Source organism: Virgibacillus sp. (assembly GCF_013393565.1).
In the GTDB taxonomy this organism is placed as follows: domain Bacteria; phylum Bacillota; class Bacilli; order Bacillales; family Amphibacillaceae; genus Virgibacillus; species Virgibacillus dokdonensis.
Window position 1 is genome coordinate 1 of the sequence record NZ_JABXHF010000052.1, and the last position, 17,074, is coordinate 17,074.

The 17,074-nt window shown below is 37.4% G+C and carries 14 protein-coding genes and 1 pseudogene; 2 read left to right on the forward strand and 13 right to left on the reverse strand.

Annotation, left to right across the window (positions count from 1 at the left end; genetic code table 11):
- Nucleotides 1-197 precede the first annotated feature (197 nt).
- From HLX49_RS11720 to smc, 4 genes and pseudogenes are all read right to left on the reverse strand, one after another.
- Nucleotides 198-1,064: pseudogene (locus HLX49_RS11720) on the reverse strand (signal recognition particle protein); the annotation flags it as partial.
- A gap of 13 nt (nt 1,065-1,077) precedes the next feature.
- Nucleotides 1,078-1,398, reverse strand: a complete 321-nt coding sequence (locus HLX49_RS11725; RefSeq protein WP_077704181.1) for a putative DNA-binding protein — start codon at nt 1,396-1,398, stop codon at nt 1,078-1,080.
- A 430-nt stretch (nt 1,399-1,828) separates the two neighbouring features.
- Nucleotides 1,829-2,824, reverse strand: coding sequence for a signal recognition particle-docking protein FtsY (ftsY, locus tag HLX49_RS11730; protein ID WP_077704184.1), 996 nt, complete (start codon nt 2,822-2,824; stop codon nt 1,829-1,831).
- Nucleotides 2,825-2,836: 12 nt separating this feature from the next.
- The gene (smc, locus tag HLX49_RS11735; protein WP_296362081.1) at nt 2,837-6,403 is read right to left on the reverse strand and encodes a chromosome segregation protein SMC; all 3,567 of its coding nucleotides are present in this window, start codon (nt 6,401-6,403) and stop codon (nt 2,837-2,839) included.
- 211 nt (nt 6,404-6,614) lie between these two features.
- Here smc and HLX49_RS11740 point away from each other — a divergent pair, with 211 nt between their 5' ends.
- Nucleotides 6,615-6,836, forward strand: a complete 222-nt coding sequence (locus HLX49_RS11740; RefSeq protein ID WP_077704190.1) for a DUF1128 domain-containing protein — start codon at nt 6,615-6,617, stop codon at nt 6,834-6,836.
- Nucleotides 6,837-7,123: 287 nt separating this feature from the next.
- Here HLX49_RS11740 and rnc read toward each other — a convergent pair whose 3' ends face one another.
- The 9 genes from rnc to sdaAB all read right to left on the reverse strand — a co-directional run bounded on the left by rnc (nt 7,124) and on the right by sdaAB (nt 15,386).
- Complete coding sequence (gene rnc, locus HLX49_RS11745) at nt 7,124-7,807, reverse strand: ribonuclease III (RefSeq protein ID WP_077704193.1); 684 nt, start codon at nt 7,805-7,807, stop codon at nt 7,124-7,126.
- 70 nt (nt 7,808-7,877) lie between these two features.
- Nucleotides 7,878-8,114: an acyl carrier protein gene (acpP, locus tag HLX49_RS11750; protein WP_077704196.1), complete on the reverse strand. Its 237-nt coding sequence runs from the start codon at nt 8,112-8,114 to the stop codon at nt 7,878-7,880.
- Between the two features lie 37 nt (nt 8,115-8,151).
- Nucleotides 8,152-8,895 (reverse strand): 3-oxoacyl-[acyl-carrier-protein] reductase, encoded by a 744-nt coding sequence (gene fabG, locus HLX49_RS11755; RefSeq protein ID WP_176087325.1) that lies wholly within the window; start codon nt 8,893-8,895, stop codon nt 8,152-8,154.
- Nucleotides 8,892-9,833: an ACP S-malonyltransferase gene (gene fabD, locus HLX49_RS11760; RefSeq protein ID WP_077704199.1), complete on the reverse strand. Its 942-nt coding sequence runs from the start codon at nt 9,831-9,833 to the stop codon at nt 8,892-8,894. The genes fabG and fabD overlap by 4 nt, the downstream gene beginning before the upstream one ends.
- Nucleotides 9,830-10,837 (reverse strand): phosphate acyltransferase PlsX, encoded by a 1,008-nt coding sequence (plsX, locus tag HLX49_RS11765; protein ID WP_077704201.1) that lies wholly within the window; start codon nt 10,835-10,837, stop codon nt 9,830-9,832. Before plsX ends, fabD begins: the two co-directional genes overlap by 4 nt.
- Nucleotides 10,838-11,410 (reverse strand): transcription factor FapR, encoded by a 573-nt coding sequence (fapR, locus tag HLX49_RS11770; protein WP_077704204.1) that lies wholly within the window; start codon nt 11,408-11,410, stop codon nt 10,838-10,840. It abuts the gene before it with no gap.
- A gap of 361 nt (nt 11,411-11,771) precedes the next feature.
- A complete protein-coding gene (recG, locus tag HLX49_RS11775) occupies nt 11,772-13,802 on the reverse strand; it encodes an ATP-dependent DNA helicase RecG (protein WP_077704207.1) in 2,031 nt (676 codons plus the stop codon).
- Between the two features lie 15 nt (nt 13,803-13,817).
- On the reverse strand, nt 13,818-14,693 hold the full coding sequence (sdaAA, locus tag HLX49_RS11780; RefSeq protein WP_296362106.1) for an L-serine ammonia-lyase, iron-sulfur-dependent, subunit alpha: 876 nt from the start codon (nt 14,691-14,693) through the stop codon (nt 13,818-13,820).
- A 30-nt stretch (nt 14,694-14,723) separates the two neighbouring features.
- On the reverse strand, nt 14,724-15,386 hold the full coding sequence (sdaAB, locus tag HLX49_RS11785) for an L-serine ammonia-lyase, iron-sulfur-dependent subunit beta (protein WP_296362087.1): 663 nt from the start codon (nt 15,384-15,386) through the stop codon (nt 14,724-14,726).
- Nucleotides 15,387-15,672: 286 nt separating this feature from the next.
- Between sdaAB and HLX49_RS11790 the strand changes: the two genes are divergently transcribed.
- Nucleotides 15,673-16,956 (forward strand): NCS2 family permease, encoded by a 1,284-nt coding sequence (locus HLX49_RS11790; RefSeq protein WP_296362089.1) that lies wholly within the window; start codon nt 15,673-15,675, stop codon nt 16,954-16,956.
- Nucleotides 16,957-17,074 lie beyond the last annotated feature (118 nt).

The window sequence follows — 17,074 nt, forward strand, 5'->3', positions numbered from 1 at the left end:
TGATAAAAGTCAAATAAATAATTAATCCGATTCGTTTTTTCTAGCAACAGGTACACCTCTTGTTAAGTGATTTTCCTTTACATTCATCATATCCAACCTAATCGGAAATTGTCAAGCAGTCCGGCGAGGTCCGCTTATGCTACTTTCTCGTTCTCTTCACTCATTCCTAAATCAGCGAACAAACCATATACAAATGCATCTGCTTCAAACTGTTTCATGTCATCAATACCTTCGCCTAAGCCAACATATTTCACCGGAATTTGTAATTCATTGCGAATAGCCAAAACAATTCCGCCTTTTGCAGTACCATCCAATTTGGTTAACACAACACCTGTTATATCAAGCTGTTCATTGAAGCTTTCTGCAACGTTCACAGCATCCTGACCGGTCATGGAATCAACTACAAGATAGATTTCATGTGGATCGACTTCGGTTTTAATTTGTTGTAATTCTCCCATAAGTTCTTCGTCTACATGCAATCGTCCAGCAGTATCAATAATGACATAATCATGATGCTCTTCCTTGGCTTTTACCATCGCCTGTTTTGCAATATCTACAGGATTTGCATCTGTCCCCATTGAAAATACAGGCATGTCAAGTTGTTGTCCTAATGTTTCCAATTGTTGAATCGCAGCCGGACGATAAACATCACAAGCAACGAGTAATGGTTTGCGATTATGTTGTTTTCGTAAGAGGTTTGCTAATTTTCCAGAGGTGGTTGTCTTCCCAGCACCTTGTAACCCTACCATCATAATGACAGTAGGAGCACGATCAGCTACAGCAATTTTACTCTGTTCTCCACCCATTAAATCCGTTAATTCTTCTTTGACAACTTTAATAACCTGTTGGCCAGGTGTCAAACTTTCCATTACTTCTTGACCAACAGCACGTTCTTTAATATTTTTAATCAAATCTTTAACGACTTTATAGTTAACGTCTGCTTCTAGCAAAGCTAAACGAACTTCTCTTGTCATTTCTTTTACGTCTTGTTCAGTTACCTTACCCTTACCCGTTATTTTCTTTATGGTACTTTGCAGGCGGTCAGCTAATCCTTCAAATGCCATAGAAGGCGTCCCCCTAATCTAATTCTTTTATTTTATTCACAAGTTGTTGCGCGTCATTATCGTCAGAAATTATTTCACCCAGTCGCTTTAACAGCTCAAAGCGCTGCTGAAATTTTTCATATAAGTGAAGCTTTTGCTCATATGATTCCAACATTTGTTCCGTTCGCTTTATATTATCATACACAGCTTGCCTAGATACATCAAATACTTCTGAAATCTCACCTAGAGAATAATCCTCTAAATAGTACATTTCCATATAGTTACGCTGTTTGGGTGTAAGTAATGCTTGATAAAAATCAAATAAATAGTTCATTCTAGTCGTTTTTTCCAGCATGTTGTTACACCTCTCATCTTTTGTTTATCAACTAATTTAAATGTTGTATATTTTTGTTATAAGACTTCTTTCATACCAAAACTCTTCATATACGCACTTTTTGTACAAAGAATACGAGTACGCATCTTTGGATTAACAGAATTTAGCTTTCTGCCATTTTTATAGCAGAAGCCTTAAATTTGCTTATACTATAATACTTAAAACGATTACTGTCCTATAGTATAAAGAAAAAATGAAAATACTCTTTTGACACTACTTCAAAATAAGAATAACGGAATGTAATTTATGTGTCAAGCAAACTTCCTTTATCCCTTAATAAAAACTGTTGTAAGATTCTACGACTTTTGCTATAAACATATGGTTGTAAGTTAAGTTTTCTAAAGTTATGAATAACCAGTGGAGAATACCCCCCACTGGTTAAAAGGTCACTTTATTCTTTTTCTAATAAATCAGCGAAGAGACCGTAGACAAATGCATGAGCATCAAACGGGCGTAAATCGTTTACTCCTTCTCCTAAACCGACAAATTTAACTGGAATTTGTAGTTCATTTCGGATAGCTAAAACAATTCCACCTTTAGCTGTACCATCTAATTTCGTTAACACAATCCCGGTTACATCTGTCGCTTCAGCAAAGATTTTTGCTTGGCTTAAAGCATTTTGACCAGTTGTTGCATCTAGTACAAGCAATACTTCATGCGGAGCATTTGGAATTTCTTTTGCGATGACCCGCTTAACTTTTGCTAATTCGTTCATTAAGTTCACTTTGTTTTGCAATCTTCCAGCAGTGTCACAAATGAGAACGTCAGCCTGTTTTGATTTTGCTGATTTGATCCCGTCAAAAATCACAGCTGCCGGGTCGCTACCAGCAGTTTGTTTTACTACGTCCACACCGGTCCGCTCTCCCCACACTTCTAATTGTTCAATTGCTCCAGCACGAAAAGTGTCACCAGCAGCAAGCATCACTTTTTTTCCGTCCAGTTTAAGCTGGTGGGCCAATTTTCCAATCGAAGTAGTTTTACCTGCACCATTCACGCCGACAACTAAGATGACGGAAAGTTCACCTTCCTGAATAGCAAGGCTTTCTATTTCCTGATCATCATCTCCATAATATATTTCTACAAGTTTTTCTGAGATAACATCTTTCATTTCTGATGTATCTTTAATCTTTTGACGCTTTACTTCCATTTTCAATTCATCAATTAGATCCATTACAGTAGATACACCCGTATCTGCAGAAATTAGTACCTCTTCTAACTCCTCGAAGAAATCTTCATCTACTTTTCGGTATTTAGCAAGCAAATCATTTATTTTTCCAGAAAAAGTTTGTCGGCTTTTTTTCATCCCCTCCTTATACTTATCGGATACTTCTTCTACATCCTCTTGACCTCGTTGAAATTTGTTTCTTAACTTATCCATAAATCCCATTGTTCATTCCTCCTATTGTTCAACTAATTGTTCTGTCTCTTCTAAGCGAACAGATACTAAACGTGAAACACCTGATTCTTGCATAGTTACACCATATAACACATCTGCTTCCTCCATTGTACCTTTACGGTGTGTTATAACAATAAACTGTGTTTTTTCACTAAAAATTTTCACGTATTTAGCAAATCTAGTTACATTTGCTTCATCTAACGCTGCCTCTACTTCATCAAGCACACAAAATGGAACCGGGCGAACACGTAAAATTGCAAATAACAAAGCAATTGCAGTTAACGCCCGCTCCCCACCCGATAATAACCCGAGATGCTGCAATTTCTTTCCTGGTGGCTGAGCAATAATGTCTACACCTGTATCGAGTAAATTTTTAGGGTCTGTTAATTTCAATTCAGCATTCCCACCACCAAACAATTGCTTGAAAACATTTGCAAAAGCTTCTTTAATTTGCGAAAAAGTCTCACCAAAACGATCTTTCATTTCTTCGTCCATTTCGCCAATCACTTCATACAACGTTTTCTTCGCATCTACAAGATCTGTCTGTTGTTCTTTTAAAAAATCGTATCGTTCAGATATGCGCTCATACTCATCAATCGCTCCTATATTCACTGTTCCCAATTGATAGATTTGTTGCTTTAATTGGGTAACAGCAGTTTGGGCAGCTTGTTTATCTTGAGCTTTTTCGTAGTTTTGCCGTGCTTTTTCATAAGTCATCAAATATTCACTTTGTAAATGACTTAACATATTCTCAAGTTCTACATCCATCCGATTAGACTTCACTTCTTTCTCATTTAACCTTCGTCTAAGATCGTCCAATTCAGTATGAATTTGCTTAAGCTCCTGCTCTTTTTCTTGCATTTGTTTTGATTTAGCATCTCGTTCAGCTCGTATTTTTTGTAAAGATGCTGTTATTTTTTGTTTCGCGTCTGACTGTTGGCGAATTGTATCGTCGATGTCTTCCTCTGTTTCCTTGGTTTCTTGAAATTCAATGAGATTATTCCACTCTTCTACATATTGATCATATTCGCGTTGAAGCTCTGTTAGTTGGTTTTGCACTTGTTTTGTTTTTTCACGTTGGCTCTTAACACGTTCTTCTTGTTCCGCTAGTAAAACTTGATTTTGGTGCAATTCTTCTTGTAACTTTTCTTTATTCTCGATTAACTCTTTCTGTTGTTTGTTTAACTCGTTAATTTCCTGTTCAATTTCTTTTGCTTGTTCATCAAGTTGCTTTAGTTCTTTTTCTAAGTCCGCTTTTCGTTTTGCTACACCCTCATGATCTTCGGAATGTTGTCGTTTATCCTGATCATATATTTGCAATTGATCATTTAAAGCATGCAACCTTATTTCTAACTCGTGCATACTTTCTTGCATTTGCTGCAGTTGGCTTTGCTCAACTTGTACACTTGCTTCTTCTTCGTTTAACTTTTGTTCCAATTGTTGAATGTTCGCCTTTTTATTTTGGACAGTTTTTTCAAAGTCCAACACTTTCTTATTAAAAGTAGCTAGCTTCTCAACCATTTCTTCAAGTTCTTTTTCACGCGTAAATAACGACTGGTTTGTCTTCTTCTTGGCACCACCGGACATGGAACCTCCTGGATGAACCACATCTCCATCCAGTGTTACAATACGATACCGTCTGGAAGCTAGCGCCGCTAATTCATTTGCATCCTTCAAAGTTTTAGCTATAATTACATGCCCCATTAAATGATTAATTGCTTTACGATACATAGCTTCGGTTTGAACAAGCTCACCTGCAACACCAACATATCCCTCATGCTCAGCTAGTTGAATTTTTAATTCATTAGGAATAACCCGCTGTTGAATGGAGGAGAGAGGTAGAAAGGTAGCTCTCCCATTATTTGTTTGCTTTAACCAGGAAATACTCTGCCTAGCTGATTGTTCATCTTTTACAACAATATACTGCGCTTGCCCACCAAGCACTGTTTCTATAGCTGTAATATACACTTTAGGAACTTCTATTAGTTCTATAATTGCACCATATATGTTAGCAAGTTTATTTTCTTTACGCGCCTTTAGTACAGCCTTTACACCTTGAAAGAAACCTTGAAATTCTTCCTTCATCTCCTCAAGCATTTCTTTTTTAGATTTTACTTTTTCGATATATTGATAGCCTTGATATAGTTTAGTTTGTGCTTCTTGAAAGGCATAACGTTCCTGTTGTAATAATTCTTTCGTGGAATAAACATTCTTTTCTTTTTGCATACATATTTGCTTTTGCTTGTCCACATCAGGTACAAGCGTGTTCCATTTTTCTTGTAATTTCTCTCGTTCGTGAATTAACCCGGCAAACTTCTCTGATTGTTTTTCTGTCTTTACAGCTAACTGCTGCAGCCGCTCATCTAACGTTTGTTTTTCGTTACGTTTAGCAGCTTGTTGATTTAAACACTCAATATAATCGGACTTTCGATCTTCTATCTTTTGAGTCAAATTTGCATTTCCTAATCTGAGCTTCTGCTCTAACTCTTTCACAGTATTAGCAGTTGTTTTTTTGGCGCTTTGTAATGTTGTTAAGTTCTTCTTTTCTTGTACAAAAACATCGTGTAAACAACCTATTCGTACGGAAGTTTGATTCTTCTGGGAATCTAGCTTTGCCTTGTTTTCAAAAAAATGTTTAGAACGTTCCAAAAACAATTGCTTTTTCCCTTCATATTTTTCCAATGTTTGTGTTGCTGTTAATAAATCCGCTTGTAATTGCTCTAATTTTTTATCTATTTGCACAATGGCTAAACGCTCTTGTTCCTGCTCTTGCTCTTTTAGCTCCACAGTTTGTTGTATATGATGTTGTTTATTTTTCACCTTTTCTATTTCTACTAGCATTGATTTCCATTCTGTATGGAGGCGATCAATTTCAGCAAGTAAGTATGTAATTTCAGTCTCCTTTAATTGATCTTTGAACATCTTATATTGACGAGCAGTTTCTGCTTGCTCTCGTAAAGGATCCATTTGCTGTTCAATTTCATGAATAATATCTTCCACACGATTTAAGTTTTCTTGTGTTTCCGCAAGTTTGTATTCTGCTTTTTTCTTTCGTTGTTTATATTTTAAAACGCCTGCTGCTTCTTCAAAAATAGTTCTTCTTTCTTCTGCCTTGGAGCTCAATATTTCTTCCACTTTTCCTTGACTAATAATCGAAAAAGCTTCCCTACCAAGCCCTGAGTCCATGAATAGATGAACAATATCTTTTAAACGACAGGATTGATTATTAATATAGTACTCACTATCACCAGAGCGATAAACACGCCTCGTTACACTTACTTCATCATAATCTAATGGTAGAAGCTGATCATGATTATCAAGAACTAATGTTACTTCAGCTACATTAAGTGGTTTGCGTGTATCACTACCTTGAAATATAATATCTTCCATTTTCGAACCGCGCAGCGATTTTGCTGATTGCTCTCCGAGAACCCAACGAATAGCATCTGTAATATTGCTTTTTCCGCTCCCGTTTGGTCCAACTACAGCTGTTACTCCCGGAACAAAATCAACACTTATTCGTTTAGCAAACGATTTAAAACCGACGCTTTCTAATTTTTTCAAATACACCTGACATTTCTCCTAATGATTGAAAGAATATGTATAACTACTGTCATATAGCCTCATATCCTCTCCTACAAATAAATTTATATTCTACTTATTATCTTTCTATATCTAACTACAAACAAAAAATAGTTGGCATTTTACCGCATATATTTTATCATAAATGTTATAGTAAAAGAAGTTTTGACGTGATATGAAGATAAAAGGAGCTGAAATAATGAATTTAGAAACACCATCTCAGGAAAATTTAAAAATACTATTAGATGAGATTGCTGATCAACTTTCCATTGTCAATCGCACAATTATGGATGCAAAAGATTACGATCTAAATAAATATACAGAGCTAAAGTCGCTGTATGATTTAATTAAACAAAAAGGGCACCTTAGTACGCTTGAGACACAGGCATTCATAGAGGAATTAAGGAATATTCGTAAATAAGCACGAAAATGGTAAGTAAATGGCTCCCAAAGTTGTACAATTAACCAAAAGCATTCACAGACAAGGTGCGGAAAGAGGATAGTTATGTGTTCCACTTTAAAACGGAAGGTTATCGTATAAAAAATAACAACTTTTCGTCATAAAGACTAGCAATAACCCAGGCTTTACTAACAAGAAACGTAAAAATGAGCCGATAAATACTTATTATATCATTTCCTTGGGCACTTTTTGAATAAATCTGTAGAAAAACAATAGCAAAAGGCTGTATCACCTTTTACAGCCTTTTGCTATTGTTTGTATTTATCTAAAGCGGCTTTAGCTGCCCTCTGTTCAGCTTCTTTCTTTGTACGCCCTATTCCTGATCCGTATACTTCACCTTGTATAAAAGCTTTAGCTACAAATTCCTTATCATGAGATGGCCCTCGTTCTTCGACAATTTTATATTCAACTGAACGGTGTTTCACTTGTTGAATTAATTCTTGTAATTGGCTCTTATAATCCATCGCATGCGAAAAAGCACCATTTGTTATTTTCGGAAATATATAGTCTTCGAGGAACTGTATGGTTGTATGAAAACCTTGATCTAAAAAAAGCGCACCTAAAAATGCTTCAAAAACATCTGCCAGCAGGGCATCGCGGTCACGACCACCAGTTTGCTCTTCTCCTTTACCTAGTAAGATATACGCTCCAAACCGTAAGCCACGTGCAAAACTGGCTAAAGAAGGTTCACAAACAATTGCAGCTCTTAACTTTGTCATTTCCCCTTCAGGCATTTTTTCATTCGTCCGAAATAAATATTGAGATACGCCAAGCTCTAATACAGCGTCTCCTAAAAATTCGAGCCTCTCGTTATCCGAAAATACTTTATCACGATGCTCATTCACATAAGATGAATGAGTAAATGCTTGTACGATTAATGAGGGATTGTAAAAACGAACGCCTAATTGCTTTTCTAATTGGTCAACATTCATGAATGGCACCTCTATTTACATCTTAATATAGAGAAAGCCTCGTTAGACGAGACTTTCTTTCGCTAAACTGTTAACCTTGTAAATTATTTATGTAGTTAACAGCATCACCTACTGTATTAATTTTTTCTGCTTCTTCATCAGCAATTTCCATGTCAAATTCGTCTTCCAGTTCCATAACAAGTTCAACAACATCTAATGAATCTGCTTCTAAATCATCTTTAAAAGAAGCTTCCATTGTTACTTTTGCCTCGTCAACATCAAGACGATCGACAATGATTGCTTTTACACGATCAAATACGTCTGCCATATCCAGTCACCCCCTTTCAAGTTATGTATAGAAGTTCTTACATTACCATGCCACCATCAATATGGATCGTTTGGCCAGTAATATAGTCTGCATCTTCGCTTGCCAAGAATCGAACAACCTTTGCTACATCTTCTGGCTCTCCTAGTTTTTGCAACGGAATCAATGTAAGCATTTCTTTATGTTGTTCTTCCGATAAAGCATCGGTCATATCTGTTGAAATAAAACCTGGTGCTACCGCATTTACAAGAATATTCCTAGTAGCTAACTCTTTTGCAGTTGTCTTCGTTAATCCTATCACTCCTGCTTTGGCAGCTACATAATTTGCCTGACCAGGGTTTCCACTCACACCAACGATGGATGCAACGTTAATAATTTTTCCTGCACGCTGCTTCATCATTTGTCTCGTAACTGCTTTCGTACAAATGAAAACACCTTTCAAATTCGTATTAATAACTTCATCAAATTCCGTTTCTTTCATCCTCATCAGCAAGTTATCTCGCGTTATTCCAGCATTATTAACTAGAATATCCAATGAGCCAAAACGAGAAGCTACTTCCTTTATCATTGCTTTTACTTCGGATTCGTCTGCTACATTTGCTCTAATTTTGAAAGCCTGTCTTCCAAGCTGTTGAATTTCACTTACGACGGCCTCTGCTTTTGCCTCACTACCTGCGTAATTAACAGCAACATTTGCTCCTTGCTTCGCTAATTCAAGCGCTATAGCACGACCAATTCCTCTTGAAGCTCCTGTAACTAGCGCATTTTTTCCAGTTAGAATCATATTTCCTCCCCCTTATACCATGCAATAAATTCATTTAATGATGCGACATCTTGAATGGCAAATGTTTTCTTCTTCCGATCAATTTTCCTTACAAGCCCACTTAAAACTTTTCCATTTCCTACTTCCACAAACGCATCAACTTCATGCTTCATCATATTTTGAATGGACTCTGCAAAGCGGACAGGGGAATAAAGTTGTTTTACGAGTAATTTTTTTATTTCTTGTTTGTCTCTTACTGGTTGAGCAGAGACGTTAGCATAAACTGGTATTGTAGCATCTCTTATCGTTACTTTGTCCAAATAAGCGGAAAATGACTCATTGGCTGCTTGCATTAGTCGAGAGTGAAATGGACCACTAACATTTAGAGGTAATACCCGCTTTGCTCCGTGAGCCTTTAAAATTTCAGTAGCATGTTCCACGCCTTTCACAGAGCCTGAAATAACAATTTGACCAGGACAATTCAAATTAGCAATATCCACTATTTCATCTTTTACTTCAGCTAACGAATGATGAACAGTTTGCTCATCTAGACCTAATACAGCTGCCATCGTTCCTTGTCCTTTCGGGAAAGCTTCCTCCATTAACTGGCCCCGTTTAGATACCAACGGAAGTGCTTCATCAAAAGCGATCGCACCTGAAGCAACGAGCGCACTATATTCCCCAAGACTATGCCCGACCAGATTCACTGGCTGAACCCCATATTTTAAGAGTAGAGCGTGTATTGCAGTACTTAATAATAGCAATGCTGGTTGCGCATATTCAGTAGCGGTTAATTGTTCCTTTGGTCCGTTACTTATAATTTGACTTAAGTTTGTTTCCAATAAGTCATCAGCTTCATGAAATAACTGCTTCACTTCTGGATAAGTGTGATACAATTCATTCCCCATGCCTATTTCTTGAGAACCTTGTCCCGGAAACATAAAAGCTACTTTTTTCATTCATCTTCCCCCTTCGCTACATGTAAGGACTCAATCGTTGACTGAATCGTTTCTGCGATTTGGTTCTCTGCCATATAGCGTGCTTGCTTAATTGCGTTGGCTATTGCTCTTTGATCAGAAGATCCATGTGCTTTAATGACTGGTGCCTGCAGTCCAAACAAACCGGCACCGCCATATTCCGAGTAATCTAACTTTGTTTTCAAAGCTTTTAAATCTTTCTTCAACATGCCTGCTGCTAGCTTACTTTTAGTAGACGACGTAAATGCTTGTTTTAACATAGCAAAGATCGAACCAGCTGTCCCTTCGATCGTTTTAAGCGCAACATTTCCGGTGAATCCATCCGTTACAATAACATCTGCAACATGATCTAACATATCACGAGCTTCGACATTTCCAATAAAATTAATAGGTGCTTCTTGTAGTAATTGGAAAGTCTTTTTCGTTAACTCTGGTCCTTTTCCATCTTCCGTGCCAACGTTTAAAAGACCTACTTTCGGCTGGGATAAACCACGAACCTTTTCGGAATAAATAGAGCCCATTATGGCGTATTGAAGTAAATGGTTCGGTTTTGCATCTACATTGGCACCAACATCCAAAAATAAAAATCCTTGACCATCTAATGTTGGAAGCGTGGGACTTAAAGCTGGTCGTTCAATCCCTTTGATTCGACCTACAACAAATAATCCTGCACTCATTAATGCTCCCGTGTTTCCTGCTGAAATACAAGCATCTGCCTTACCTTGTTTTACTTCATTCGCTGCCAAAACTAATGAAGATTGTTTTTTTCTTCTAACAGCCCGTACAGGCTCATCTTCAGCAGTAATCACTTCATTCGTATGTAAAATATGAATTCGATCGTGTTCGCTCGCATATTTTTTTATTTCTGATTCATTACCGACTAACGTAATGTGTAGATCTTTCATTTCAGAGACAGCTTTCATGGCACCGAGAACAGTCGATTCTGGTGCGTGATCGCCTCCCATGGCGTCAATTGCAATTCTCATTTAGTCTGCTCCTTTATGCTGATTCAATTGATACATATGGAATACACCTGTAAATACTAACTCATTTTCTACAAAACTATTTACATGTACGAGTGTTAATCCTTTTTCTTTCCCTTTTACTACAGCTTTAGCTATTACGCGTTCTCCCTCTTTCACTTGCCTCGTAAATTTCAACTCTGATTTAGCAGTCAGTGCCAATTCATCATTTAATACAGCAACTGCTAACGAATTGGCTTGTGCAAAGAGGTGGTGGCCACGAGCTATATTATTTCGTGAAAAAACATGTTCTTGGCGAATATCTAAAATTGAAATTGCTCGTTCATCCAATTCTAAATCAATAACCTCACCAATCACCTCTTCAAGTGGTAGTGCTTTAACCGTCTCATTCCATTGTTCCGTCGCCACTGATTTAATACGTTGTCGCAGTTCAGGAATGGCTAATTCCATGCGATCCAAGCGAATAGTTTGGATACTTACATTAAATTTCTTGGCTAACTCTTCGTCTGTTATAAAAGGTGTTTGTTCAATTGTTTCTTTTAATAAACGCTGCCGATCAGCCTTTGATCTTTTCATGACTGCACCATCCATATAAAATTATACATTACCTTATATAGGTTATTCACCGAGACTTATAAAACGTAAATGTGTCCTATTCATAAGCAATTCCTACTACTTTTCACATAAAAAGAAATAGGGGAATGTAACTTTAAACAAAGAATATAGGTTTTATTGCTAGCTTGAAAAAACTAGGGTTACGAGCAAATCTTTTAGGACGACAGCTTTCTTGTTTACTATAAGTTTAAAGTTTACTTTCGTAAAAGAAAAATTCCTTAATCTCTAACGCAACTATCTTATACATAAACCTCATAAAACATAATTATGACTTGCTCCTAATAGTAATATATAATACCAAAGCGCTTAATGCAACTATTTATTAATCCAATTTCTCATCCATTTGAAATTTATTCTCTACATATTTTGAAAGCAATGCATATTCTTCCGTTTCTAATAAACCGTCTTGAATAATCTTTGCAGCATCTTGTCTAGCAGTCTCTAATGCCCGGTAGTCGTGAATCATGTCAGCAAGTTTAAATTCAGGTAAGCCACTTTGTTTTTTTCCAAAAAAATCACCTGGCCCACGCAGTTGCAAATCTTGTTCCGATAATGCAAATCCATCTGTCGTCTCTGCCATAATCCGCATGCGTTCTTTCCCTGTTTCCCCTTTCGGGTCAGCAATTAAGATACAATAGCTTTGTTTCTCTCCTCTGCCTACCCTCCCCCGCAATTGATGCAATTGTGATAATCCAAATCGCTCTGCGTCATAAATCATCATAATTGTTGCATTGGGAACATTCACTCCTACTTCCACTACAGTTGTAGAAACAAGTAGGTGAACTTCATTATTAGCAAATTTTTTCATGATTGTTTCTTTTTCTTCAGCCGTTAATCTTCCATGCATTAAACCTATTTCTACAGTTTCAGGAAAATATGCCCTTAATTGGTGATACACATCGACCGCATTTTGAATATCCAATTTGTCTGATTCTTCAATAAGTGGGCAAATAACGTATGCCTGCTCGCCAGTTTGAATACGACTACCCACAAATTGCAATACGCGATCCAACATCGTTTCTCGTACCCAATACGTTTCAATCTCTTTTCTTCCTAAAGGCATCTGGTCGATGACGGAAACATCCATATCTCCAAATGCTGTTATAGCTAAAGTACGCGGTATGGGAGTGGCTGTCATAAATAAAACATCGGGGGATAAACCTTTTTCTCTCAAGGTTCGTCTTTGCTCTACACCAAATCGATGCTGTTCGTCTACAATAACAAACCCAAGCTCAGAAAACTGCACATCTTCTTGAATTAAAGCATGCGTTCCGATAACAATATCTATTTGTTGATTGTAAATTTGTTCAACTAGTTCTTTACGTCTTTTTCCTTTCATGGAACCAGTAAGTAAAGCAATCTTTGCTCGTCCTCCAAATAATTTACCGAGCGATTCATAGTGTTGTTCTGCTAATATTTCCGTAGGCACCATTAAAGCGCCTTGTTTCCCAGCTGTAACAGAAGCGTACAAGCAAATAGCTGCAACAGCAGTTTTTCCAGACCCAACATCACCTTGAAGCAAACGGTTCATACGATAAGGCGATTGCATATCCGTTAAAATCTGCTCAAGTGCGCCTTGCTGTGCACTCGTTAGCGTAAATGGAAATGTATCTATAAATTCTTTAACAAACTTACTGTTATAGTTTTGTGCATTTCCAACAGTGGCCTCACGTTTCCATTTTCGTAGCAACTGCATTTTTAACTGAAATACTAAAAACTCTTCATATATAAGCCTTCTACGTGCATGTTTTAAAGCACTTCGGTTCTTAGGCATGTGCAACGTCTGATACGCTTCCTTACGGGTTGGTAATTTATATGCAGTTAAAAAAGTTGCCGGGAGAATTTCCCCAATAGTATCAGAATAACTCGCCAACGCCTGCTTCATGACTTTCTTTAACTTCCCAGGGGAAAGTTCGCCGCGAGCAGGGTAAACAGGATGCATTTCATCTTGCTGTAAAGCCGGTCCTTTCTTATACGTATTTACTGTAATTTGTAAGCGATGCGCGTCCCATTTTCCGATAAGGGTAATTATATCTCCTTTATGTATATGTTTTTTAGCGAAGGATCGATTAAACATAACCGCTTTTACAGCAATTTGCTCTACTTCCAATGTAAAAGTTAATCTTGATTTTTGCTTTCCATAAAAAGTGAGAGAAGGATCGTGGACTACCCTTCCCTCAATCGTAACTTTATCATCGTGTACAAGCTCACTCAATGGCTTTATTTCAAAAACATCATACCGATAGGGAAAATAATTGAATAAATCTTCTACTGTAAAAATGCCGATATGAGCAAAATCCTCACCCATTTTCTCCCCGACACCTTTCACGTGGGTAACAGGATCGGTTAACATAATTATCACACTTTCTTAGCTTGTTAGTCCTAATAATTTATCTTTTAGCCAGCGTCCAGTTGGTGTATCGGCTAATCCGCCTTCTCCCGTTTCTCGTAAACTGGATGGCATTTGCTTTCCAATTCTATACATAGCGCCAATTACTTCATCACAAGGAATTCTACTCGTTACACCAGCTAGTGCCATATCAGCCGAAACAATTGCTAACGAAGATCCACCAGCGTTTCTTTTCACACACGGAACTTCAACAAGGCCAGCAACGGGATCGCAAACAAGTCCAAGCATGTTTTTTAATGTCATGGCGAATGCTTCTGCGGATTGCTGTGGTGTTCCCCCAGCCATCTCCACAATAGCAGCGGATGCCATTGCTCCAGCTGACCCTACTTCGGCTTGACATCCTCCCGCAGCCCCTGAGATAGATGCATTATTCGCTACTACAAAGCCAAATGCGCCAGCGGTAAATAAATACCGCATCATTTGTTCACGTGTTGGATTCAATTGATTCTTTACAGCAAACAACGTACCAGGAACACACCCAGCACTTCCTGCAGTAGGAGTAGCACAAATTGTTCCCATTGCAGCGTTTACTTCATTCGTTCCCATCGCTTTACTTACAGCATCCAGTAGCAATGGACCAGAAAGCGGGTTTTTCTCATGTATATATTTTTGGATAAGAACCGCATCTCCACCAGTTAAGCCAGTAACGGATTCCACTCCTTGCAAAGCATCTTCAATCGCTTTTTCCATGACTTGTAAGTTCTTCTCCATCTCTTCATATAACTGCTCACGTGTTTTTTCTTTTACTTCCATTTCCTGACGAATCATCACTTCTGAAATAGATATTGCTTTCATTTCAGCTATCTCCACTAATTCTTGAACAGTCCGAAACATCATGAGATATTCACCTCTTTTCTTTACTAATTAACTATTAATCTTAGCAATTCGGATAATGTGCTCTGCTTTTTCTAGTTCACGCAATATATCATCATCGACGTTTTGGTCAACTTCTATAACCATCAACGCTTCCTTCCCGACATCTTTTCGGTTTACTTCCATGTGACCAATATTGACTTCATGCTTAGCTAGAACAGACGTTACAGAAGCGATAGCTCCAAAACGATCATTATGCATAATTAAAATCGCTGGATGGTTTCCGGATAAACGTAATTCAAAACCATTTAGTTCCGTAATTTCTACCTTTCCACCACCAATCGATACACCTACCAATTCCAAGGAATCTCCCACATCGCCTATTTTTAATCGTACCGTATTTGGATGATTGACGGCAGCGCTATCTTCAATAAATTCTATTTGCATGTTACGTTCTTTAGCTATTTTTAATGCATCCTTCATACGTGTATCATCTGTATCAAAACCGAGCAAACCACCCACTAGTGCAAAATCTGTTCCATGACCTTTATATGTTTTTGCAAATGATTCATAAAGATGAATCTTAACCCATGTTGGGGCTCTACCAAATAAACTATGTGCAGCTTTACCAATTCTAGCTGCACCAGCTGTATGTGAACTTGACGGACCAATCATAACAGGTCCGATAATGTCGAAAACAGAATTGTATTTCAATCTCCATCCCATCCTTTAACACGAACTTTTCTTCTCTTGTTGATTATAACAAAAAAATACTATTCCATCATTCATCGCATGTACGTTAACCAAAAGATAGCATGGATCTTCTTTTCACGCTCTCTTAAGAGTTTCATATTACCGCAGTTGATACTGACTCCACACGAACCATAAAGATCGAGTGATTCTTTGACTTTAAATTGTATTCTCGATATAATTACTTCTTGTGGATTATATATTATATAATCGGGCGGGAGAGGGACAGGAAATACATTGAGGAGTTTGTATGCCTGATAAGAAAAGCAACTTGAAACTAGCCAATAATTCTACCCTACGTAACGAATGGGTCGCAGGCTTAATTGGTTACCTTACAACAATGTACATTGTTGTCGTCAATGGTTCCATTCTTAGCGAAGCTGGAATTTCGTTAGAAAGCGGCATGATCGCCACTATTCTTGCTAGCTTCATTGGAACATTATTGATGGGGATATTCGGAAAACTTCCGCTAATAGTTATCCCTGGTATGGGTATAAACGCATTATTTGCATACTCCATTATCGGTGGAACTAGTCTAACTTTTCATGAAGGTTTGGCTGTTGTCTTTATTGCAGCGATTGTTTTTTTAATTACCGCTTTTACAAAGTTAGGTGTATTATTTAAAAAAGCAATTCCTGATTCATTAAAACACGCTATCACCGTCGGGTTAGGTCTATTTTTAATTTTAATTGGACTCGAGAAAAGCGGACTTGTTAGTAAAGGAAGTAATACCATTATTGCTATGGGTGATTTCACATCCTCTACAGTTATTGTTAGTTTAATCACACTATTTCTAGCAATATTTTTATTTGTTAAAAATATCCCAGCTAACTTTTTAATTACGATGGTATTAGGGACCATTATTGCTGCTATCGGCGGAATTATCCAACCGGGTAATCAATCATTGCAAGTAGAGTGGAGTGACGTACTCTTTATTCCTTCTTTTAACGCAGTTGGTGAACTTTCATTCTGGTTATCCGTTTTTCCTTTATCGATGATTTTAATATTCGAAAATATGGGGCTTTTACACGGACAACTCTCTATGCTAAAACGTGAAGATCAGTACCAAAGAGCTTATCAAGTCACTGCATTTTCAACTTTAACTTGCGCGTTCCTAGGTACTTCACCTACTGTTTCTGCTGCTGAAAACGCAGCTGTGATAGCTTCTAAAGGAAGAACAAGAATAACAGCAATTATTGCCAGCTTTCTTTTCTTAGCAACCATTGTATTGATCCCTTGGATTACAATGATACCTAATACGGCAATAAGCCCCATTTTAATCATTGTTGGCTTTTTAATGGTGCAAAATATAAAGCAACTGCCACTTGATAACTTATCAGAATCATTGCCAGCTTTTTTAATTGTTGTCATGATCCCATTTACGTACAGCATTGCAGATGGAATGGCTTTTGGCTTTATCGCTTACCCAATTGTTAAATTGGCAATTGGTGAAAAACACGAGCTTTCAGCACCGCTCTTAGTTATTTCTAGTTTATTCTTGCTTGATTTTGTTATAAAAATGATAGGGATTTAACTTAAAGCAACTATAGCTCATCCTGAATGATAAACCGCATGAAATCCAATATGGTATCATGCGGTTTTATTATAATTCTTCAGTTTCGAGACAGGATACCTAGTTAAGGAAATTAAAA

Coding starts and splice junctions, on each gene's coding strand:
- plsX (WP_077704201.1), bottom strand. CDS start 10,837: ATGAGAATTGCAATTGACGCCATGGGAGGCGATCACGCACCAGAATCG.
- fabG (WP_176087325.1), bottom strand. CDS start 8,895: ATGATTCTAACTGGAAAAAATGCGCTAGTTACAGGAGCTTCAAGAGGA.
- HLX49_RS11725 (WP_077704181.1), bottom strand. CDS start 1,398: ATGCTGGAAAAAACGACTAGAATGAACTATTTATTTGATTTTTATCAA.
- HLX49_RS11790 (WP_296362089.1), top strand. CDS start 15,673: ATGCCTGATAAGAAAAGCAACTTGAAACTAGCCAATAATTCTACCCTA.
- HLX49_RS11740 (WP_077704190.1), top strand. CDS start 6,615: ATGAATTTAGAAACACCATCTCAGGAAAATTTAAAAATACTATTAGAT.
- fabD (WP_077704199.1), bottom strand. CDS start 9,833: ATGAAAAAAGTAGCTTTTATGTTTCCGGGACAAGGTTCTCAAGAAATA.
- acpP (WP_077704196.1), bottom strand. CDS start 8,114: ATGGCAGACGTATTTGATCGTGTAAAAGCAATCATTGTCGATCGTCTT.
- rnc (WP_077704193.1), bottom strand. CDS start 7,807: ATGAATGTTGACCAATTAGAAAAGCAATTAGGCGTTCGTTTTTACAAT.
- recG (WP_077704207.1), bottom strand. CDS start 13,802: ATGTTAACCGATCCTGTTACCCACGTGAAAGGTGTCGGGGAGAAAATG.
- ftsY (WP_077704184.1), bottom strand. CDS start 2,824: ATGGGATTTATGGATAAGTTAAGAAACAAATTTCAACGAGGTCAAGAG.
- fapR (WP_077704204.1), bottom strand. CDS start 11,410: ATGAAAAGATCAAAGGCTGATCGGCAGCGTTTATTAAAAGAAACAATT.
- sdaAA (WP_296362106.1), bottom strand. CDS start 14,693: ATGTTTCGGACTGTTCAAGAATTAGTGGAGATAGCTGAAATGAAAGCA.